The sequence below is a fragment of the Acetobacter cibinongensis genome (assembly GCF_000963925.1).
Lineage (GTDB): Bacteria > Pseudomonadota > Alphaproteobacteria > Acetobacterales > Acetobacteraceae > Acetobacter > Acetobacter cibinongensis.
The window spans coordinates 101,335-122,095 of record NZ_BAMV01000005.1 but is presented as its reverse complement, the minus strand read 5'-3'; the positions used below and the strand labels follow the sequence as shown (position 1 = coordinate 122,095).

At 56.1% G+C, this 20,761-nt stretch carries 17 protein-coding genes; 12 read left to right on the top strand and 5 right to left on the bottom strand.

What is annotated here, in order from left to right; genetic code table 11:
• The first annotated feature begins 118 nt into the window (after nucleotides 1-118).
• The 4 genes from acnA to Abci_RS02610 all read left to right on the top strand — a co-directional run bounded on the left by acnA (nucleotide 119) and on the right by Abci_RS02610 (nucleotide 6,295).
• Nucleotides 119-2,812 carry an aconitate hydratase AcnA gene (gene acnA, locus Abci_RS02625; protein ID WP_048837597.1) on the top strand — a complete coding sequence of 898 codons (2,694 nt, stop codon included), beginning with the start codon at nucleotides 119-121 and terminating at the stop codon, nucleotides 2,810-2,812.
• 100 nt (nucleotides 2,813-2,912) lie between these two features.
• On the top strand, nucleotides 2,913-3,641 hold the full coding sequence (locus Abci_RS02620) for an amino acid ABC transporter ATP-binding protein (RefSeq protein WP_280513024.1): 729 nt from the start codon (nucleotides 2,913-2,915) through the stop codon (nucleotides 3,639-3,641).
• Nucleotides 3,642-3,709: 68 nt separating this feature from the next.
• A complete protein-coding gene (locus tag Abci_RS02615) occupies nucleotides 3,710-5,188 on the top strand; it encodes an ABC transporter substrate-binding protein/permease (protein WP_052944751.1) in 1,479 nt (492 codons plus the stop codon).
• A 204-nt stretch (nucleotides 5,189-5,392) separates the two neighbouring features.
• Nucleotides 5,393-6,295, top strand: a complete 903-nt coding sequence (locus Abci_RS02610) for a LysR family transcriptional regulator (protein WP_048837595.1) — start codon at nucleotides 5,393-5,395, stop codon at nucleotides 6,293-6,295.
• A 40-nt stretch (nucleotides 6,296-6,335) separates the two neighbouring features.
• Here the strand turns inward: Abci_RS02610 and Abci_RS02605 are convergent, their stop codons facing one another.
• From Abci_RS02605 to Abci_RS02595, 3 genes are read right to left on the bottom strand one after another with little or no spacing between them, the layout of a single operon-like run.
• Nucleotides 6,336-7,295, bottom strand: a complete 960-nt coding sequence (locus tag Abci_RS02605) for a hypothetical protein (RefSeq protein WP_048837594.1) — start codon at nucleotides 7,293-7,295, stop codon at nucleotides 6,336-6,338.
• Nucleotides 7,296-7,306: 11 nt separating this feature from the next.
• Nucleotides 7,307-8,587, bottom strand: a complete 1,281-nt coding sequence (locus Abci_RS02600; protein WP_048837593.1) for an AAA family ATPase — start codon at nucleotides 8,585-8,587, stop codon at nucleotides 7,307-7,309.
• Complete coding sequence (locus Abci_RS02595; RefSeq protein ID WP_048837592.1) at nucleotides 8,584-9,171, bottom strand: hypothetical protein; 588 nt, start codon at nucleotides 9,169-9,171, stop codon at nucleotides 8,584-8,586. Before Abci_RS02595 ends, Abci_RS02600 begins: the two co-directional genes overlap by 4 nt.
• Nucleotides 9,172-9,396: 225 nt before the next feature.
• Here Abci_RS02595 and rimP point away from each other — a divergent pair, with 225 nt between their 5' ends.
• The 5 genes from rimP to rbfA are packed head-to-tail and all read left to right on the top strand — an operon-like array spanning nucleotide 9,397 to nucleotide 15,374.
• Nucleotides 9,397-9,981, top strand: coding sequence for a ribosome maturation factor RimP (gene rimP, locus Abci_RS02590; protein ID WP_048837591.1), 585 nt, complete (start codon nucleotides 9,397-9,399; stop codon nucleotides 9,979-9,981).
• Nucleotides 9,982-10,011: 30 nt separating this feature from the next.
• Nucleotides 10,012-11,544 (top strand): transcription termination factor NusA, encoded by a 1,533-nt coding sequence (gene nusA / locus Abci_RS02585; protein WP_048837590.1) that lies wholly within the window; start codon nucleotides 10,012-10,014, stop codon nucleotides 11,542-11,544.
• A gap of 25 nt (nucleotides 11,545-11,569) precedes the next feature.
• The gene (locus tag Abci_RS02580; RefSeq protein WP_048837589.1) at nucleotides 11,570-12,226 is read left to right on the top strand and encodes an RNA-binding protein; all 657 of its coding nucleotides are present in this window, start codon (nucleotides 11,570-11,572) and stop codon (nucleotides 12,224-12,226) included.
• A complete protein-coding gene (gene infB / locus Abci_RS02575; RefSeq protein WP_048837588.1) occupies nucleotides 12,223-14,904 on the top strand; it encodes a translation initiation factor IF-2 in 2,682 nt (893 codons plus the stop codon). The genes Abci_RS02580 and infB overlap by 4 nt, the downstream gene beginning before the upstream one ends.
• Entirely contained in the window at nucleotides 14,901-15,374 is a 474-nt protein-coding gene (gene rbfA / locus Abci_RS02570) for a 30S ribosome-binding factor RbfA (RefSeq protein ID WP_048837587.1), read from the top strand. Before infB ends, rbfA begins: the two co-directional genes overlap by 4 nt.
• Nucleotides 15,375-15,452: 78 nt before the next feature.
• On the opposite strand, the gene Abci_RS02565 is transcribed toward rbfA, so the two are convergent.
• The gene (locus tag Abci_RS02565; protein WP_048837586.1) at nucleotides 15,453-15,932 is read right to left on the bottom strand and encodes an Lrp/AsnC family transcriptional regulator; all 480 of its coding nucleotides are present in this window, start codon (nucleotides 15,930-15,932) and stop codon (nucleotides 15,453-15,455) included.
• A 136-nt stretch (nucleotides 15,933-16,068) separates the two neighbouring features.
• Here Abci_RS02565 and alr point away from each other — a divergent pair, with 136 nt between their 5' ends.
• The 3 genes from alr to Abci_RS02550 all read left to right on the top strand — a co-directional run bounded on the left by alr (nucleotide 16,069) and on the right by Abci_RS02550 (nucleotide 20,272).
• Complete coding sequence (gene alr, locus Abci_RS02560) at nucleotides 16,069-17,205, top strand: alanine racemase (RefSeq protein WP_048837585.1); 1,137 nt, start codon at nucleotides 16,069-16,071, stop codon at nucleotides 17,203-17,205.
• A gap of 30 nt (nucleotides 17,206-17,235) precedes the next feature.
• Nucleotides 17,236-18,495 carry a D-amino acid dehydrogenase gene (locus Abci_RS02555; RefSeq protein ID WP_048837584.1) on the top strand — a complete coding sequence of 420 codons (1,260 nt, stop codon included), beginning with the start codon at nucleotides 17,236-17,238 and terminating at the stop codon, nucleotides 18,493-18,495.
• A gap of 196 nt (nucleotides 18,496-18,691) precedes the next feature.
• The gene (locus Abci_RS02550) at nucleotides 18,692-20,272 is read left to right on the top strand and encodes a glucoamylase family protein (RefSeq protein WP_084597490.1); all 1,581 of its coding nucleotides are present in this window, start codon (nucleotides 18,692-18,694) and stop codon (nucleotides 20,270-20,272) included.
• 62 nt (nucleotides 20,273-20,334) lie between these two features.
• On the opposite strand, the gene Abci_RS02545 is transcribed toward Abci_RS02550, so the two are convergent.
• Nucleotides 20,335-20,727 (bottom strand): VOC family protein, encoded by a 393-nt coding sequence (locus Abci_RS02545; RefSeq protein WP_048837583.1) that lies wholly within the window; start codon nucleotides 20,725-20,727, stop codon nucleotides 20,335-20,337.
• Nucleotides 20,728-20,761 lie beyond the last annotated feature (34 nt).

Below are 20,761 nucleotides of genomic sequence, written 5' to 3'. Positions count from 1 at the left end.
AACGGGATAGCAAGCCGAACACCCGGCAGACCGGGTGAGCGCCTAGCGCGGTACCGAACGGTATGACGGCTTCCGGAACGCATCACCAGCCACGGGCTGTGATCGGGGAGATGAGCATATGAAGACGGTTGGGCACGATTCACTCAAAACAGGCCGCACGCTTGAAGTTGACGGCAAGGCCTATCATTATTTTTCAATTCCTGAAGCGGCTAAAACCATTGGCGATGTCAGTCGTCTGCCGGTTTCTCTGAAAGTGCTTCTTGAAAACGTGCTGCGCTTTGAAGATGGGCGCTCCTACAGTATTGATGATGCCAAGGCCATTGCAGGCTGGCTGCCACAGGGCAGCAGCATCAAGGAAGTTCCCTTCAAACCCTCCCGCATCCTGATGCAGGACTTCACGGGTGTTCCAGCGGTGGTCGATCTTGCCGCCATGCGCGACGGGATTGTGAAGCTGAAAGGTGACCCCCAAAAAGTTAACCCGCTGGTGCCGGTCAATCTTGTGATTGACCATTCAGTGATGGTGGACGTGTACGGCTCTGCCGATGCGCTACAGCAAAATATCACGCTGGAATTTGAGCGGAATGGTGAGCGTTATGCCTTCTTGCGCTGGGGGCAGGAGGCGTTTGAAAACTTCTCCGTCGTGCCGCCTGATACCGGTATCTGCCATCAGGTGAACCTTGAATATATCGCGCAGGTTGCCTGGACCGCCAATGTGGGTGGGAAAGACTATGTCTATCCTGACTCCCTGTACGGCACAGACAGCCACACCACCATGATTAACGGCCTGGGCGTTCTGGGGTGGGGGGTTGGTGGTATTGAGGCTGAAGCCGCCATGCTGGGCCAGCCCATTGCCATGCTTATTCCAGACGTCATCGGCTTCAAGCTGATTGGTAAACTGCCGGAAGGCGCTACTGCTACGGATCTGGTGCTGACGGTGACCCAGATGCTCCGTAAAAAGGGCGTTGTGGGCAAGTTTGTCGAATTCTTTGGCCCCGCCCTTGACCACCTGCCCGTGGCCGACCGCGCGACCATTGCCAACATGGCCCCGGAATATGGCGCAACCTGTGGGTTCTTCCCCGTTGACATGCTGACGCTCGACTTCCTGCGGGAAACGGGCCGTGACGAACACCGCATCAAACTGACGGAAGCGTATCTGCGCGCGCAGGATATGTTCCGCACGTCTGATACACCGGAGCCTGTCTTTACGGACGTGCTTGAGCTGGATCTGAGCACGGTTGCTCCGTCCATCTCCGGCCCCAAGCGCCCGCAGGACCGCGTTGTTCTGACCGCAGCCAAGACCGAGTTTGAGAAAGAACTGACGTCCTCTCTTGGTGTGCCTGCCAACGATGCGAACAAAAAAGTGCCAGTTGCAGGGACCAATTACGAAATTGGCCAGGGTGACATTGTTATTGCGGCCATTACCTCCTGCACCAACACATCCAACCCGGCGGTGATGATTGCGGCCGGGCTTGTGGCTCGTAAGGCGCGTGCTCTGGGTCTGGCGCCCAAGCCTTGGGTCAAGACGTCTCTGGCCCCTGGTTCTCAGGTTGTGACGGATTACCTCGACCGGTCCCAACTGTCTGAAGACCTTGATGCATTAGGCTTCAACACGGTTGGTTACGGGTGCACAACCTGCATTGGTAACTCCGGCCCGCTGCCCTCCCACATTGTGGATGCCATTGAAAACAATAATCTGGTTGCTGTGTCCGTACTGTCCGGCAACCGTAACTTTGAAGGGCGTATCTCCCCCAACGTACGGGCCAACTATCTGGCCAGCCCGCCGCTGGTGGTGGCTTACTCCATTCTTGGCACCATGCGGCAGGACATTACCAAAGACCCGATTGGCACATCCAAGGATGGCAAGCCCGTTTATCTGAAGGATATCTGGCCTTCCAATAAAGAAATTGCTGATCTCATGGGGTCTTCCATCAACCGTGAGGAATTCATCAAACGCTACAAGAACGTGTCCAAAGGCACGAAGGAGTGGCAGGACCTCAAGGTGGCAACTGGTTCTGAAACCTACCAGTGGGACCCCAAGTCCACCTATGTGCAGGACCCGCCTTACTTCAAGGACATCACGCCCGAACCAACACCACGGGGCGGCATTGAGAATGCCCGTATCCTGGCAATTCTGGGTGACAACATCACGACCGACCATATCTCACCGGCAGGTGCCATCAAGAAGGACTCCCCAGCCGGGCGGTATCTGATCGAGAATGGAGTTGAACCGCGTGACTTCAACTCCTACGGCTCACGCCGCGGGAATGATCGTGTCATGGTGCGGGGTACTTTTGCCAATATCCGTATTAAAAACGAGATGCTGCCGGGTACGGAAGGTGGCCTGTCCAAGCACTACCCGGATGGCAAGGAAGGCTTCATTTACGATGTCTCCATGCAGTATCAGAAGGAAGGCACGCCGCTGGTTGTCTTTGGCGGCAAGGAATACGGCATGGGGTCTTCCCGTGACTGGGCAGCCAAGGGCACTCTGCTGCTCGGGATCAAGGCTGTGGTGGCGGAAAGCTTTGAGCGTATTCACCGCTCCAACCTGGTTGGCATGGGTGTTCTTCCCTTGCTGTTCAAGGACGGCACAACCCGCAAAACCCTGAACCTGAGAGGGGATGAAACCATCACCATCAAGGGGCTGGAGACGATCACGCCGCGTATGGATGTGATTATGACAATTACGCGTCATGATGGTTCTACGCAGGATGTTCCCCTTCTGTGCCGTGTAGATACACTGGACGAAGTGGAATATTACCGGCATGGTGGCATCCTCCAATATGTCTTGCGCGGGATGACTAAAGCTGCCTGAAAACCGTTCTGTTCTGACTGAACATGACAGCGCCGACCCGGTAAACACCGGGTCGGCTTTTTCTGTAGAAGAAGACCCAGTTGTACTGAGTGCGCTGAATGTGCACAAAAGTTTTGGAGACGGCGCCATTCTGAGTGGTGTGTCTCTGGAAGTACGCAAGGGTGAACTCATATCCATCATCGGCCCATCCGGGTGTGGTAAATCCACCTTTTTGCGATGCATGAATTTTCTTGAAATTCCTGACCGTGGCACCATTACCGCCATGGGTGTGACCATTGATCGTCAGGGTGGCCCGTGGCGTAAGGCTGACGAGCACATGGCCCATAAACTGCGCACCCATGTAGGGATGGTGTTTCAGAGCTTTAACCTGTTCCCACACCTGACTGTGCTGGATAACGTGTTGCTTGGCCCCCGTGTGGTCAAACGCGATAACAGCCAGACCGAGCGGGATGAGGCTATGGCCCTGCTGGAAAAAGTTGGCCTTGGGCGTGTTGCGCAACGCTATCCCGCATCGCTTTCTGGTGGGCAGCAGCAGCGTGCGGCTATTGCGCGTGCTCTGGCCATGCGCCCCGAGATCATGCTGTACGATGAGCCCACATCGGCCCTCGACCCGATTGTGGCTGAGGAAGTACTGGGCGTTATGCGCAAGCTGGATGATGAGGGTATGACCCAGATTGTGGTGACACACGACATGCGGTTTGCTCAGGTGGCATCAGACCACATCGTTTACATGGATGGCGGCCATATTATTGAATCCGGGCCGCCGGAAACCCTGTGTGTCAATCCGGCAGATGACCGGACACGGCGTTTTTTAAGGACAGTTTTGTGAAGCACGGCCTGCGGCGCTCCGTGGCGCGTTTTGTTGGGGCTCGGGTACTGTTTCTGGCAGTGCTGGCCATGGTGGTATCCGGGCTGACAGGGCCGGTGGCACAGGCACAAACGCCCCTGCGCTGGGCGGCTGATGCCTCGGCAGACGTGCCCTACACCTTTCATGACCTGAAAGATCAATCCCGCCTGACGGGGTTTGAATATGATCTCATGCAGGAGCTGGGGCGGCATTTGAACACGCCCATGCAGTTTGTGCAGAATGACTGGGATGGGTTGATTCCCGGCCTTCAGCGCAACCTGTATGAAATGGTGATCTGCGGCATTGAAATTACCCCGGAACATACCGAAGGGGTGGATTTCAGCACGCCCTATTATGTGACATCTGAACGGATTGTCGTGCGGCGTGGTGGCCCGGTCTTTCAGGGTGTTACGGACCTTAAGGGCCATACGGTTGGGACCATCAAGGCCACACAGGCAGAGCGTATTCTGGCGGACTACCCAGAGGTACGGGTGCGGACCTATGAAGAAGAAACCAATGTCTTCATGGATCTGGTGAATGGCCGCACGGATGCCGTGCTGCTTGATGGCCCCATTGCCCAGTATTACGGGGCAACCAACCCAGCGCTTGAGGTCGTGGGCGACCCGATTGGCCGGGTGTCCTACGGTATAGCCTTTGCCAAAGGGAAAAATGCAGAGCTACGGCAGAAGGTCGATACCGCTCTGGCCGCAATGATTCAGGATGGTAGCCTGCACGCAGTTCTGGCCCGCTGGAACCTGTGGACGCCAGAAATGGCGGCCTTTACCAAAGACAAAACGCAGCCAGACATCGCGCCAACAGAATGGCAGCATTATACGGACGCATTGCAAGGTGCCTCCAGTTGGCAGGCCCGTTTCTGGCGGTATGTCGGGTTTTTGCCGCTGTTGGCCAAAGGCGCGGTGCTCACGCTCCTAGTCTCGCTGTGTGCCATGGTTCTGGCCGTCGCTCTTGGGCTGACTTTGGCTCTGGTGCGGCTGTACGGACCACAGAAGCTGGCAGCTATTGCGGCGTTGTATGTTGAGGTGGTGCGCGGCACCCCGTTGTTGATCCAGATTCTTCTTATTTTCTACGGTTTGCCGCAGTTTGGTATTAACCTCAGCCCGTTCCTGGCCGGTGTTATTGGTCTTGGCCTGAACTACGCCGCATATGAAGCTGAAAACTATCGGGCAGGGCTTCAGTCTGTTGCCCGTGGGCAAATGGAAGCGGCTCTTGCCCTGAACATGACCCATGTTCAGGCCTTGCGTTATGTGGTGGTACCACAGGCTTTCCGGTTGGTTATGCCAGTCATGACCAACGACTTTATTTCATTGCTGAAAGATTCGTCTCTGGTCAGTGTCATTACTCTGACAGAACTGACCCAGACTTATATTCGTCTGTCGTCAACCTATTTTGATTATTTTGGGACCGGATTGATGGTGGGGGGAGCTTATCTTCTGCTGGGCCTGCCCTTCGTCAGGTTGGCCCGCATTGCAGAAAAAAAGCTGGCGCAACCTCATACACGCCGGAAATAGGGGACTTATGGCTCCGTCATGCCTGTGCGGTGGATGCACGCACGGCATGGCCGAGCACTGTTCCTGTCAGTTGTCTGCCTTATCAGCTTGCGTCACATACCGTTGAGTGGCTGCAACGGTCATTTGAAATTGTTTTTTTAAGGTGCACCCTGCACACTAGAAAAAAGAGCCTTTTTTGCCCTCACTATAGCCGTTCCGGAACCGATGGACCTTCTTTCTGCCCTACACAGCTTTGTCCGCGTGGCGGCCACAGGCTCGTTCTCCGCTGTCTCGCGTGAGACTGGTGTTAGCCAACCCACCATCTCTCGGCACATTGCGCTGCTGGAAGCGCATTACGGCACGACTCTGTTTGCCAGAACAACCCGCAGCCTCATGATGACGGAAGACGGCAGAAGCCTTCTGCCGCACGCTTATGAAGTGCTGGAAATTCTTGAAACAGCAGAGACCGTGCTGGGGCGCAGGCGTGCCTCCATTTCCGGGCTGGTGCGGCTGGGGGTGACCACGGCATTTGGGTTGTACCTCACCAAACGCCTTGGTGAACTGCTGGAACGCCATCCAGACCTGTCCGTAGAACTGGTCATGCGTGACACGTTTGGCGATCTGGTTGAGGAAGGGCTGGATCTGGCCGTCCGTGTTGGGGATATTGCAGAAGGCTCCCTGATTGCCCGTAAGCTTGGGGGCGTACGCAAGTGGCTGGTGGCATCCCCCGGTTGCCTGAAGCGGTGTGGCACACCAGATCATCCGCAGGAACTGCCCGAATATCCGGCTATTGTTTATAATTACGGTGGTGGCCGCCACGACTGGAACTTCTACCGTGAGGAAGAAGAAAGCGTTATCGCGCCGTCTACGGTTTTCCGGGCCAATAGCAGTGAAGCTGTTTATTATGCTGTGTCGGCAGATATAGGCATTGGTTTGCTGCCGGAGTTTCTGGTGCGGGAAGACGTTAAGGCAGGCAAGTTGGTCAGGCTGTTTTCTGACTGGAATATTCCGGTACTGCCATTCTACGCTGTGCATACTGGCCCACGTACGCTCCCCCTGCGGACGCGCACCGTGCTGGATTTTCTGATTGATGTATCGTCCGATGTTCTGCGGGACGATATTGGCTAAAACCCACCCGGCAGCCTTTTGAGCTGCCGGTCAGTTTTTTTTAGCCATGAAAGCCGGGGTCAGTGGTGCTCTGCAAGGGCAGGGTGCCGACCTCAAGTGTGCCAGCGTAGCCTTTGCGCAGTATAGGCAGCCATCCTTTAAGCCATGCATCCGTCCGTTGCACAAAGCTGGCGACATCTGGTGTGTCATTCATACCAGCGCGTGACCAATCTTCAGGTGAGCCGGGTACGGCGTGTTGCCCGGCTGGCACGGGGCTGACAAAGGTGTGGATGGTTGCAAAATCCACCCCGGTGCCAGATTTACTCTTTTCAATATGTGTCCATCCTGCATCCACCAGCACAGGCGGCAGATTGAACCCCAGAAGCCCAAGGCGCTGAAGTGCTGGTGGAATAAAGAGCGGGCTACTGACCAAAGCCTGTAGTGGCTCGTTCGATGTAATGAATTGGCCATTGGCAACATGAATGGGAGCGGTGAGCCAACATTCTGTCTTGTTGCCATCCTGCGGCAAATCACCAGACGTAAAGTTGAAGCCGTTATGGCACATATCCTGCAACAGTCGCGTATCGGCTGCGGGAATGGACTGTGTGGTGGCCTGCGCAATGATGAAGCCGGTGACCGTGCCTTGCTGGGAACGTACGAAAATAGAGGTCAGCACCTCACCGTGGGCAATGTCGTCCTGATAGTTCAGGACGGGGTGCCAGCGCCCGGCTGGCAAGGCAAGTTGCCGCCCTGCAAACGGAATCACCCCTTCAAACTGGGCATCCAACGGTGGCTGAGACACCATGCGTCGCCCTTGGCTTGCTTCTTTTGCCGCTTGCTGGGCGGGGGTTTCGCACCCCAGCATATGGCCGAGCTTGTCTGTCACGGTCTGGTAATAGGGCAGGGTTCTGCCCAGCCATGGTGCCGGGAAAAAGAGCGAGAACACGCCACAGGCGCCAGTCATGATCAGGGTTGTGCGCCACAGGGGGGCACGACTCCACAGGCGGGTAAGGGCTGACATGCTGTGCGGCCTCAGGGTGTCAGGCGGGCATGAAGGCTGTTGCCATCACTGCTGGTATCAGTGGCCTTGGCGGCAATATTCCCGTCTTCATCCTTGGTAATGCGGACCATGGTTGCACCCTGCTGCCGCGCAATAATCAGAGATTCACTGATCATGTCTTCAATGGAGCGGACAAGGTCACGGGCCGAGGCACCGTCACCCATGCGGCTCTGGCGGCGCATCACATCAATCAGCAAGGCCGGATCAATACCGCCGGTTTCCACCTTCAGGCCGTAGCTTTCAATCATGGCCTCAATTTCAAGGGCGGAAACGCGGGCAATATCCAGCCCCTTGAGGGCGCGGAAGACAAAAATACGGTCCAGACGGTTCAGCACTTCCGGCGCAAACCCGGCCTGACGCAATGCCTCAACCGACTCGGCACGCATTCTGTCAGGGTCATCATGCAGGCGGTCGGCAATTTCGGTAAGGGCTTCCGTGGCAATGTTGGAGGTCAGCACAAAAATAGCGCGCACGGTAGAAATCTGCTGACCGGTGGAAGCTTCGGTGACGTGCCCATCGTTCCACGCAGTCAGAAATTTCTTGAAGACGTCGGGGTGCGCTTTTTCAATTTCGTCCAGCAGCACAACGGCATCAGGTTTCTCTTTCAGGCCGCCGGTCAGTTTACCGTAGGTGTCTGACCCCACATACCCTTTGGGAGAGCCAAAAAGCTGGGTGGCGGCATGCGGGCTGCTCATCTGTGTCATGTCAAAGTGCAGCAGGGGGCGTTCAAGCTGGCGGGCCATCTGCTTGGCCAGATAGGTCTTGCCAGTGCCGGGCGGGCCAGCCAGCAGGAAGATCCCGACAGGCTTGCCGCGTACCTGTAGTGCCAGACGGCGGCGGAGTTGCATGGCAATATCTTCGCACACCTGATCCTGACCAATAACGCGGGCGCGCAGGTTGGCGGCCAGTTCCTCGGCATCAATTGTTGTTTCGCGCTGTTCACGCGCCAGCATTTCTTCCAGCGCATTGCGGTTTGTCAGTCTGGCAAGAACGTCCATGATCCACCCCCGTCGGCGTAGTAAGCCTTTGCGTGCAAGCCGCTCGGCGCGTGTTTCAAAAAGAAGGCCACCAATGGTGAGTAGGCCACTCAGTCCGGCAATAACGGGCCAAGCGGGCGCGCACCATTCCATGAAATGCGTCAGTGACCCCAAGGAAAGATGAAGGCTGATAGCCATCTGGACGCTGGCCAGCACCAGAAAGACCACCATCATCAGCGGCATCAGCCGGTTAAGGGCAGGAAGAAGACCCTTCATTGTGCAATCACCGTAAGACCAAGAGAGTCGCCCTGATGCATTACTGGCAATGCTTCCGGCCCAAACATGGTGACAACACCAGCACCAATCCCCGTTACACCAGGGTCTGACACCGGCACCATATCAACATTTCCGGCTACCGTAATGGGTAAAACCAGAACCTGGGGGGTGGGTGTCAGGCTAACGGTGCGGTGGGTTGTGCCGCAGGCTATTGTCACGGTCCCGCCAGCCCCGGTTGCATCAAAGACCGGCATGGCAACCAGCCGGAGGTCACGGCGCTTGATGCCAGCTAGAATATCGGCCTGCTCTTTCTCGGAATAGCCAGAAGAGGCCAGGGCTTCAGCCGCTTTTTCCGGAGCGATCAGGGACATCTGCACCCCAATCCGCTGCTCGGTGCTGTCAGACCCCTGTGTTGATCCTGCGGCGGGAATGGCGGAGGACTTTCCGCCAATGCCGGAAAAATGGACTCCGGCACCTGCCAGCAGTGTGCAGGTGGCCAAAATGATACAGGCCGTCCGAAAATGAGAAGGTTTGTTCTCTTCTTCCAACTCGGCCTTGTAGGCAGGATCAGGCTGTGTGCTCATGGAGTCCAGTCAGGCATATCGGGTAGGGGTGCGCAAGACATGAAACAGCAAAGAAGCCTTGAAACGACAGATGATAAAGTAATTTCTTTTTCACGAATCGGATAAAAGTCGAGAGGTGGCCAGTTTCAAGTCTTGCGGCACGGTGCCGTATATCCTACATGAGACATCATCCTTTCATCGTATAAGAAAATTGGGGGGTGGCCTTGACGGGCCGCCTTTTTTGCATTGGACGCTGACCTGCCTGCTCATTCCGGCCTTGAGGCCCGGCTCATAGCCCTTATCGCCCCGACTGTGGACGATCTGGGGTATGAAATTGTCCGCGTGGCGGTGCTGGGGCGTGAAAGCCCGACAGTGCAGATCATGGCCGACCGCAAAGACGGAACACTCATCAGTGTAGAAGACTGCGAACGCATCAGCCGTGCAGTTGGCGCAGTGCTTGATGTGGAAGACCCTATACCGGGAGTATGGACGCTTGAAGTGTCCTCAGCCGGGATAGACCGTCCCCTGACTCGTGCGAAAGACTGGAACCGCTTTGCCGGGCATCAGGCCAAGGCGGAAGTTCTGGTTCCCATTGATGGCCGCCGCCGCTTTGCTGGTATTGTGCTTGGCGCAGATACCGACAATGCCCGGATGCGGCTGGATGATGGGACCGAGGCCGTCTTGCCGCTGGCGGAAATCCGCCGTGCAAGGCTGGTGCTGACAGATGCCCTGATAGAGGCGAGTGCTCCAAGCCCCCGTCCTGTCGCTGAGGGCGAACATGAAGAGAGCAAGGCCGGGGCCGAAAACCCCGCCGGGCGCAAGTTACACTGATCAAGCCGCCTGCTTTGGAGAGCTGAGAGTATGGATACCTCTGTTTCCCGTCCTGAACTGCTGCTGGTTGCAGACGCTGTCTCGCGCGAGAAAGGAATCGACCGCGAAGAAGTGCTGGAAGCCATGGAGCAGGCCATCCAGAAGGCTGGTCGTGCCAAATACGGGCATGAAAAGGACATTCGCGCCACGATCGACCGCCGTAGCGGTGAAGTGCGCCTGTCCCGCTGGACGGAAGTGGTTGACACTGTGGAAAATGAGGAAACTCAGATTCCCCTGGCGATCGCCCGCAAGTTCCAGCCCGAAATCAAGGCTGGCGAATATCTGGTTGACCCACTGCCGCCCATCGACTTCGGGCGCATTGCAGCCCAGACCGCCAAGCAGGTTATCGTGCAGCGCGTGCGTGAATATGAACGCAAACGCCAGTACAACGAATTCAAAGACCGCGTAGGCGAAATTGTAAACGGTACCGTCAAGCGGACCGAGTACGGCAACCTTATGGTTGAAATTGGCTCTACCGAGGCACTTCTGCGCCGCGATGAACTGATTGCCCGTGAGACCTTCCGTAACTCTGACCGTGTACGCGCTTACATCTACGATGTGCGTGACGAACCACGCGGCCCGCAGATCTTCCTGTCCCGTACGCATCCGGCCTTCCTGGCCAAGCTGTTTGCGCAGGAAGTGCCGGAAATTTATGACGGCATTATCGAAATCAAAGCTGTGGCGCGTGACCCAGGGTCCCGTGCAAAAATGGCTGTTGTGTCCCGTGATGCCTCCATTGACCCGGTAGGGGCGTGCGTTGGTATGCGCGGCTCCCGCGTGCAGGCCGTTGTGGCTGAATTGCAGGGCGAGAAAATCGACATCATTCCCTGGAGCCCACAGGCAGCAACCTTTGTTGTGAATGCGCTGGCTCCTGCTGAAGTCAGCAAGGTTGTGATGGACGAAGAAGCTGGCCGCGTGGAAGTGGTTGTGCCTGACGAGCAGCTTTCCCTCGCCATCGGTCGCCGTGGGCAGAATGTGCGTCTGGCCAGCCAGCTGACGCGCTGGGATATTGATATTCTGACGGAAGCGGAAGAATCCGAGCGCCGCCAGGAAGAATTCCGCCGCCGCACCAATCTGTTTGTCGAAGCGCTTGACGTTGATGACGTTATTTCAAGCCTGCTGGTGACAGAAGGCTTCCATTCCGTTGAGGAACTGGCTTACGCAGACCCCGATGAGCTGATTGGTATTGAAGGATTTGACGAATCGGTGGTAAGTGAGCTGGTACAGCGCGCTGAAGCCTATTTGGTGAAGCAGGAAGAAAACCTGAATACCAAGCGCTGTGAGCTGGGTGTGTCTGACGACATTGCAGACATGGGCGTATTTACCAACCAGATGCTTGTGACTTTGGGTGAAAAGGGTGTAAAAACTCTGGACGACCTTGCAGATCTGGCTGGCGATGAGCTGGTTGAGATTCTTGGCACCGATGCCATTGGGGAAGATGCCGCCAATGAAATCATCATGGCAGCACGCGCTCACTGGTTTGACGGCGAAGAGGGTCAGTCTTCCCCCAAGGAAGGAGAATAAGGCCAGTTCAAAGGCCTGATAAACAGTGGATAGTGAATTTTTGCCAGAAACAGATACCGATGAAAAAGGCCCCCTGCGGCGTTGCGCCGTAACACGGCAGCAGGGTAGGCCTACTGAAATGGTTCGTTTCGTGGTATCACCATCCTCTGTTATTGTCCCTGATCTGGATGCAAAACTTCCCGGACGGGGAATATGGTTGAGTGCCCAGCGGGATGTGATAGAACAGGCCCGCACGCGCGGAGTGTTTGCGCGGGCTGCACGCTGTCAGGTACAGGTGCCGGATGATCTGGTCTCCCAGATAGAAGCCGGTCTGCACCGGCGCATGATAGACGTTTTAGGGCTGGCACGGCGCGCCGGGCAGTCCGTAAGCGGTTTTATGAAGGTGCGGGAACTGGTAACGCGGCGTCAGGCTGCTGTTATCATTCACGCATCGGATGGAAGCGGGGATGAGCTGGGCCGGCTGGTGTCGGGTGCCAGAAATTTACCTGTGATTGAGGTGCTTTCAGCTCAAGATCTGTCAAAGGTTTTTGGGCGGGAGCGTGTTGTAAACGTAGCATTGGTACCAGGAGGTCTGGCCTCCCGCCTGTGCTGCGAGAATGAGCGTTTTTCGGGGGTTGCCCAAGGTGGCTCTCGGGTTCGTCGGACCTTTCCGGCGGATGGGTTTGAACAGGCGGGTCAATGAGCGAAGGCAAGGATCAGGATCAGGGCAAGGGGCGTTTGTCCCTACGGCCGGCAGGACGTACGGACGTCGGACGGACGGTTGATGCCGGGTCCGTGCGGCAGAGTTTCAGCCATGGCCGCTCCAAGGTCGTGCAGGTTGAGGTGCGCAAAAAGCGTGGCCCTGGCGCTGGCGGTGGAGCAAATGGCCGTGGCGCTGGTGGGCGTGCAGGGGGCGGTCGCACCCTGACGGCTGCTGAGCTGGCAATTCGCCAGCGCGTGCTGCAGGAACAGAAAAAAGCGGCTGAAGAAGCCGAACTGCGTGAAGCTGAACGGCGCGAGCAGGAAAAGATTCAAATTCTTTCCGCCGCTGAAGAAGCCCGCCGTCGTGAAGAAGATGAAAAGCGCGCCGCTGAAGAAGCTGCTGCAGCCAAAATTGCCGCAGATGAAGCTGAGCGCAAAGAACGTATCGACGCCATAAAGCCAATTGAATCAAAAGGTCCGGTTGTTTCTTCCGTGCCGATTCCTGGTGAAGTGACGCTGGCACCGCCTGTTAGCCGCCTTACGCCGCTGGCCGAACGCGCTATCATGCCTGCCAAACCCCTCAAGCCAGCAGCGCCACGTCCGCAGCCCAAAGCTGCTACCGCTGAGCCAGCCGCTGCCCAGACCCTGCGTCTGCGTGGCCGTGGTGCCGAGGGTGAAGATGAACCGCGCCGCAGCAGTGGTCCGGCTCGTCGCCCAGGTGGCAACAGTGGTGTGCCCCCGCGTAAAAACGCCGGGTCTCGCAAGGCTGATGGTGGTGGGCGTCGTACAGGCCGTATTGACGTGCAGGCCGCGATTGAAGGTGATGACGACAAGACGCGTTCACTCGCTTCTGTCCGTCGCCAGCGTGAGCGTGAACGCCGTCAGGCCGAGCTTGAACGCCTGCGTGCCGATCAGGTGCGCGTTGTGCGTGATGTGATCCTGCCTGAAACCATCACGGTGCAGGAACTGGCAAACCGTATGGCGGCCCGTCAGGGTGAAGTTATCAAGGCACTGATGAAAAACGGTGTCATGGCAACGGTTACCCAGACCATTGATGCGGATACGGCTGAACTGATCATTGAAGAATTCGGCCACCGCGTGCGCCGTGTTGCTGAAAGTGACGTTGAGCTGGGCATTGAAGGTGTGGAAGATCAGCCCGAAGAGCTGCTGCCACGGCCACCCGTTGTTACCATTATGGGCCATGTTGACCATGGTAAAACCTCTCTGCTTGACGCACTGCGCACCACAGACGTGGCAGCAGGCGAAGCCGGTGGTATTACCCAGCATATTGGCGCTTATCAGGTAACACTGGCCTCTGGTGCCAAGATCACCTTCCTTGATACGCCGGGACATGAAGCCTTTACGTCCATGCGTGCGCGTGGTGCGTCTATTACAGACGTGGTGGTGCTGGTTGTTGCTGCTGATGACGGCGTCATGCCGCAGACAATTGAAGCCATCAAGCATGCCAAGGCTGCTAATGCGCCGATTATTGTTGCCATCAACAAGATCGACAAACCTGGTGCAAACCCGGACCGTGTTCGTCAGGACCTGTTGAGCCACGACATTGTTGTGGAATCCCTGAGCGGTGACGTGCAGGACATTGAAGTGTCTGCAAAGAAACGCGAAGGCCTCGACAAGCTTGAAGAAGCCATCCTGCTTCAGGCTGAAATTCTGGACCTGAAGTCAAACCCGGATCGTTCTGCCGAAGGTGCTGTGATTGAAAGCCGTCTGGACCGCGGTCGTGGTTCTGTGGCGTCTGTGCTGGTGCAGAAAGGGACCCTGCGTAAAGGTGACATTGTTGTTGCCGGTGCAGAGTGGGGCCGTGTTCGTGCGCTGGTTGATGACCGTGCCCGTCAGGTTGAAGAAGCAACGCCTTCCATGCCGGTGGAAATTCTTGGCCTTACAGGCGTGCCCTCTGCTGGTGCACCGTTTGTTGTGGTTGAGAACGAAAACCGCGCCCGTGAAATTTCTGAGTTCCGTCAGCGTAAGCTGAAAGAGCATCAGGTTGCCGGGCAGGTTGCTGCACGTGGTACGCTGGACCAGATGCTGGCCCGTATTCAGGCTGGTGTGCAGAAAGAAGTTGCGGTTCTTATCAAGGCCGACGTTCAGGGTTCTGCAGAAGCATTGCAGGCCTCTGTGCTCAAGCTGGCACATGAAGAAGTTGGTGTGCGCGTTCTGAACGCCACGGTAGGCCAGATCACGGAAAGTGATGTGCAGTTTGCCAAGGCATCTGATGCCCTCATCATCGCCTTTAACGTGCGTGCCACAGCTCAGGCCCGTACCCTTGCCCAGCGCGAGGGCGTGGAAATTCGCTACTACTCCATTATCTATCAGGTAACGGACGATGTAGAGCAGCTTGTCCGTGGCAAGATTGCGCCGAAGCACCGCGAAAAATTCCTTGGTTACGCAGAAATCCGTCAGGTTTTCAACATCACCAAGGTTGGCAAAGTGGCCGGTTGCTACATTACGGAAGGCGTTGTCAAACGCGGCTGTGGTGTGCGCTTGCTGCGTGACGGTGTGGTTATTCACGAAGGTGACCTCAGCCAGCTCAAACGCTTCAAAGACGATGTCAAAGAAGTGGCTAAAGGCTACGAATGTGGTCTTTCCTTTGCAGGGTATAATGACCTGCGCGAAGGTGACGTGGTTGAGTGCTTTGAAAGTGAACTGGTGCCTGCATGAGCCGCCGCAACGGATCAGGCAAGGCAGCACTGAATGGACCGGCGGGATATCTCGCCGGTCTTTCACCATCAGGGCCGTCTCAGCGCCAGCTTCGGGTTGGAGAAGAAGTAAGGCGCGTTCTGGCAGAGCTGTTTGCCCGCACAACCTTCCGCGACCCGGAACTGGCAGATGCACGTGTTACCGTGACAGAAGTCCGGCTTTCACCAGACTTCAAACACGCTACGGTTTTCGTCGCGCGGCTGGGGCGGAGTGATATTGAAGTTCTTCTTCCCGGCTTGAAGCGGGTTGCGCCTTGGTTACGGACGCAAATGTCGCACAAGCTGCGGTTGCGTGTGGCACCAGAGTTGCACTTCCAGCCAGACACGGCGCTTGATTACGCCATGTATATGGACACACTGCTCAAGTCTCCCGACGTGAAGAGAGATCTTGAGGCAGAAGAGAACAAGGCTGAGGACGACTCCGAGCACTAAGCGGGGTTGTCTCTCGATACCAGTTTAGAAGAAGGCGGCTGATATGGCGCAGAATGCTGCCGTATCAGCCGCTTTTTTTTATGAGTCGCGCTGGGGCTGAGTCATGGTGCCTTTCCAGCCTGCTACGACGGGGCGAATGGCAAAATTGCTCTGGATACGCACAACACCCGGCAGTCGGGACAGTTCTTCTTTATGAATGCGCTCGTAATCTGACATATCCTGCGCCTCAACACGCAGCAGGTAGTCTGCATCCCCTGTCATCAGGTAGCATTCTTTTACATCCGGGCATTCGCGCACCCGGCTCTCAAAGCGGCGGAGGCAGTCATCTGTCTGCCGTTCCACGGTGATCTGGATAATCACGGTGGCCATGGCGCGGGTTGCGTTACGGTCTACAACAGCACGATAACCTTGAATAATTCCGTTTTTTTCCAATAACTTGACGCGCCGCAAACAGGCAGAAGGGGAAAGGCCAACCTTCTGTGCCAGGTCTGCATTACTCATGCGCCCGTCATGTTGAAGATGGCGGATAATGGCATCTGTAACCCGGTCGAAGATCATGATGTGACTTTCGGCGTTTTGCGCATAATATGCGAAAAATTTTCCTTATAGTGCACTATTATGCGATAAATGGGCAGGATACACCATAGTATTCCTGCTAAAGTTTTTAAATCGAAACAGTGTGAGTGCACCGTTTATGTCTTCATCCCTCGCCACATCTTGGCCTGCTTCCAGAGCAGGCGCTGTCCTGACAGTTGATCTTGCGGCTATCGCGGCAAATTATCGGCTCTTGGCAGAGAAAGTAGGCAACGCAACCTGTGCTGCTGTGGTGAAGGCTGACGCATATGGCCTTGGGGCTGCACACGTTGCGCCCGTGCTTGAGCAGGCCGGAGCGCGTGAATTTTTTGTGGCTCATGTTGATGAGGGACTAGCATTAAAGGCGTTTGTCTCTCCGCAGGCGCGCATTACCGTTTTGCATGGCGCACGGCCCAATGCGTTGAAAGACTGCACGGCGGCAGGTTTGCGCCCGGTACTGAATTCTTTGGAGCAGGTGGCGCAGCTTCAAGCATTTGCACGGCAGACGGGCCAAACGCAGGATGCCGTTTTACAGCTGGATACGGGCATGTCACGCTTCGGCTTGTCCGGGCAGGATGTAAAGCGGTTGGCTGACACTCCGAGTTTGCTTGAGGGCATTTCGCTCTCGCTCATCATGAGCCATCTGGCCTGTGCGGACACACCGGATAATGACGCCAACGCCCAGCAACTTGAACGGCTTGTTGCGTATGCAGCGCTTTTACCCAAAGCACCGCTTAGCCTTGCGGCGTCTTCTGGTATTTTTATAGGGGACGCTTTTCACCGTAATCTGGTGCGGCCGGGTGCGGCCCTTTACGGAGTTGCTCCTAACCAGACCCGGCCAAACCCGCTCAGGCCTGTTGTTCGGTTGCAGGCCCATGTTCTGCAAACCCGCACCCTGTCAAAAGGCGACCGTGTAGGGTATGGCCTGAGCTGGCAGGCAGAGGGCCCATGTCGTGTTGCTACATTAGCGACTGGCTACGCAGACGGCTTTGCCCGCCAGGGTGCCGCAACCGGCTGTGCATGGTTCAACGGCCACAGGCTACCCATACTTGGTCGTATTTCCATGGATTCCATGACGGTTGATGTCTCGGCTCTTTCTGAAGAGGCACTGGCAGCAGACACGCTGGTAGATCTGCTGAACGACCAGTACGGCGTGGATGACGTTGCCGCAGCAGAAGGCACAATAGGGTACGAAGTTCTGACCTCCCTTGGGCGGCGCTACCATCGTGTTTATCAGAACACACCGCCCCTTTCTTGAATTAATAATTACAAAATAGGCGCTACAGGCATGAAAGTTCTTGTTCTTGGTGGTGGTGTTGTTGGGGTTACGTCTGCTTGGTATCTGGCAAAAGCCGGGCACGAGGTAACGGTTATTGACCGCCAGCCCGAAGCGGGTCTGGAAACAAGTTTTGCCAATGCAGGGCAGGTGTCTCCGGGGTATTCTGCGCCATGGGCCGGGCCGGGTGTGCCGCTTAAAGCCATGAAATGGCTGTCAATGGCGCATAGGCCATTTGTATTCTGGCCTTTGCCAGACCCGCATTTGTGGAAGTGGCTGATGCAGATGCTGGAAAACTGCACCACCCCTGCCTATGACCGTAATAAGGGCCGTATGGTGCGGCTGGCAGAATATAGCCGCGATGTTATGTGCGATTTACGCAAAGAAGTGGGCATCCATTACGATGACCGCCAGCAGGGCACATTGCAGGTTTTCCGCACACAAAAGCAGCTTGACGGTGCTGCGTTGGATATTGCCGTGCTGAAGCAATATCAGGTGCCGTATGAGGTGCTTGATCGTGAAGGCTGTATCAAGGCGGAGCCGGGTCTGGCTGACGCGGCCCAGAAAATTGTTGGAGGCCTGCGCCTGCCCGGTGACGAAACCGGGGATGCTTTCCTGTTTACGCAGCGTCTGGCCGCCATGGCGGAACAGGAAGGGGTGAAGTTCCTTTATAATACCAAGATAAAGCAGATTTTGTCTGATACCGGACGTGTTACGGCGGTGGAAACCAGCCGAGGCGTCATGACGGCAGACTCTTATGTGCTGTCTTTGGGTAGCTTCTCGCCTGAACTGGCGCGGCCATTGGGGATGGACCTGCCGATCTATCCGGTAAAAGGTTATTCCCTGACGGCTGCCATTACGGATGCTGACCGCGCTCCGGTCTCCACCGTTATGGATGAAACCTTCAAGATTGGTATTACCCGCCTTGGCGACCGCGTGCGCGTTGGCGGTACTGCGGAGTTGGCAGGGTTCAGTAAACGGTTGCGTAAACCCCGGCGTGATACGCTTGAGCACTCTGTAACAGATTTATTTCCGAATTGCTGCGATGTGCCCGGTGCAACATTCTGGACAGGTTTGCGGCCCATGACCCCGGATGGCACCCCCATTATCGGGCGCACAAAGCTTGAAAACCTATTTTTAAATACGGGTCATGGCACGTTGGGCTGGACTATGGCCTGTGGGTCTGGTCGGGTTCTGGCTGACATTATGTCAGCTAAAAAGCCTGATATTGCCTATGAAGATCTGAATGTCTTCCGGTACACGCGCGCCTGATCTCTCGGGTCTCGTCATAACTTGAACTCGCAAAACCGGGTGCGCGGAGTGTCTGCAACTGGTTTTGCGTAACCGCACCTGCACACCACTCTCCATGACAGAGTCATAGCCCTGTCATGGATATGCCTCCTTTGCATGATGGTGTTATGACTGAAAAAACAGTCTGACATTTCGGAAAAGGCACGGGGCACACGATATGATAAAACAGCGCTTCTCTCGTCACTCTGTTCTGTCTCATAGTTTGTGGCAGCGTTTTTTTGGTTCGGCTTTAGGTGTTGGTCGCTCTTTCGTTGCTGTTTCAGCTCTGGCGGCAGGGGTTGTAGACAATGCCCACGCTGTAACGGCACCACAAAACACGCTGCAGCCCCACACAGTTGTTCATGCAGCAAAAGAGTTTGCTCTGACATCGTCCGACACGGCCTTGTTGGATGATCTGGAACACCGCACATTTCAATGGTTCTGGGAGGCAGGAGACCCGCGTACAGGCCTTGTGCCAGACCGCTACCCCTCAGACCAGACGCAGGCCAGCGTGGCGTCCATCGGTTTTGGTTTAACCGCTTATGGTATAGGTGCTGAGCGCGGCTACATTACCCATGCACAGGCAGTTGAGCGCACACTGACCACCCTGCGGTATCTGAGCAGTTTGCCGCAGAATGACACACCTGACAAAGCCTCAGGTTATCACGGCTTTTTTTATCACTTCCTTGATCGTAATACGGGCCTGCGGTTCAATAAGGATATTGAACTGTCCAGCATTGATACCGCTTTGCTCATGCAAGGTATCTTGTTCACGGAAAGCTATTACACGGCAGATACAGCGCAGGAGCGGGAAATCCGCACACTGGCCAACACCCTGTATCAGGATGTGGACTGGCCCTGGTTGCGTCGGCCAGACCAGAGGCTGAGCATGGGGTGGTCTCCTGAGCACCAGCTTCTCCCTAATTACTGGGAAGGTTATAGCGAGGGCATGATGGCCTATGTTCTGGGCCTTGGTTCAACCAAACATCCGCTGCAACCCGCGTCCTGGCAGGCGTGGCTGACCACAAACGACAAGCGGTGGGGTGAGTATTATGGTCAGACCCTCCTGAATTTTGCACCTTTGTTTGGCCATCAATACAGCCATTCATGGATTGATTTTCGGGGTATTCAGGATGACTGGAACCGTGAAAAAGGCATTGATTATTTCGAAAACAGCCGCCGCGCCGTGTATGCACAGCGTTCGTACGCCATTGCCAATCCCGGTAAATGGCAGGATTACGGGCCAGAGGTCTGGGGTCTGACGGCCAGTGACGGACCGGGCGAGCTGACAGAAGTGCAAAATGGCATAACCCGCCACTTCCTGTCCTATGCTGCGCGTGGTGCTGGCCGTGACTATACGCAGGATGACGGGACCATTGCCCCAACAGCAGCCGGTGGTGCTGTGGCGTTTGCGCCGGAAATTGCAATTCCTGCTCTTAAGGAAATGAAGCGTCGATACGGGAAAAGCATTTACGGGCAATATGGATTTGTAGATGCCTTCAACCCGAGCTTCCACCATAACAATCAGAAACTCTGGTCAGACACAGCGTATCTGGGGATCGATCAGGGACCAATCCTGCTTATGCTGGAAAACAGACGCAGTGGGTTCGTCTGGTCTGTCATGAAGCGTAACCCGTCTATTCGCAAAGGGTTGGAGCGGGCAGGGTTCCGCGGTGGCTGGCTGGGAAATGGCTCCACCGCAGCAACACCGGTTGCAACCCCGGCTGATAAGGCTGCTGACGCCCACCAGGCTGGATAAGCTGGAGGAAGCAGCGCAAAGAAAAAGGCCTGCCGGGTTAGAGTGCCGGGCAGGCCTTTTTTTCATCCTTGGTAGGACGCTATTTCTATCAGGTTCTGGTCAGGGTCGTGGCAATAGACCGATGTAATGGGGCCGAGTGCGCCCAAGCGCGCGACAGGCCCTTCCACCAGAGTGACACCACATTTTTTCAAATGCTCCACCACGTCATCACTGGTGACAGCCGTGACAAAACACAGATCATTGCCGCCGGGCAGGGCATGAACAGCCGTATCCCAGCCGGAGGCATCCTGCGGGCGCAGGTTAAGCTTCTGGCCCCCAAAACGTAGGGCGGTGCGGTTGTTGCGCCCGTATTCCTCGCGCTCCATGCCCAGCACACGCTGGTACCAAGAGGCGGAAATATCAACATCCCTAACGGTCAGGACAGCATGGTCCATCCGGTCAACGGTAAAGCGCATGAACAGCACGGCTCCTCTGGTTGGCCTGCCGGGC